The organism is Synechococcus sp. R55.7 (genome assembly GCF_047461955.1).
Classification (GTDB): Bacteria; Cyanobacteriota; Cyanobacteriia; order Thermostichales; family Thermostichaceae; genus Thermostichus.
In genome coordinates this window covers 1-525 of record NZ_JANSIC010000523.1, presented here as the reverse complement: position 1 = coordinate 525, position 525 = coordinate 1, and the positions used below count along the sequence as shown (strand labels likewise).

The 525-nt window shown below is 56.4% G+C and carries 2 protein-coding genes; both read left to right on the top strand.

Annotation, left to right across the window (positions count from 1 at the left end):
• Nucleotides 1–294: lipopolysaccharide assembly protein LapA domain-containing protein (locus tag NW820_RS13485; protein WP_414407785.1), on the top strand; the 294-nt coding region annotated here is incomplete at its 5' end.
• A 76-nt stretch (nucleotides 295–370) separates the two neighbouring features.
• Nucleotides 371–525, top strand: a 155-nt coding sequence (locus tag NW820_RS13480; RefSeq protein WP_414407786.1) for a trigger factor family protein, incomplete at its 3' end; no start/stop codon positions are given.

Below are 525 nucleotides of genomic sequence, written 5' to 3'. Positions count from 1 at the left end.
TTTGCCCCTGGCGTCAGCATCGAAAGCCCTCTGGTGATGGAACTTCTGGCTGCTGCTGGGATTGGGGCCGCCCTCGCCTGGCTGTATAGCCTCTGGATGCGCGTACAGTTCAGCATCGAAGCCCGGGAAAAAAATCGGCAACTGCAGGAGAAGGAGGTCACCATCACCGAACTCAAGGAAATGGTGGTGGAGCTGGAAGCCAAAGTGAAGCAACTGCCTCCCAGCAAGCGTGCCGAACCCCAAGAGGACATCCAGGATGTGAAAGAAGTGGCCACCGAGGGATCCCCTGCCTAAAATCCCCAGGTTGACCCACAGGCCGTTGAGGTAGAATTGAACTTCTACTTGCCCCTCTCCCTAGCTCATACTTCCTATGCAGGTTATCCAAGAAAAACGCCCTGGCAGCCGGGTCGGTCTCAAAATCGTGGTAGAAGCCGACCGGGTGAAGCGCTCCTACGAAAAAACCTTGCGTCAACTGGAGCAGAATATCCAGATTCCGGGATTCCGCAAGGGCAAGGCCCCCCGCAA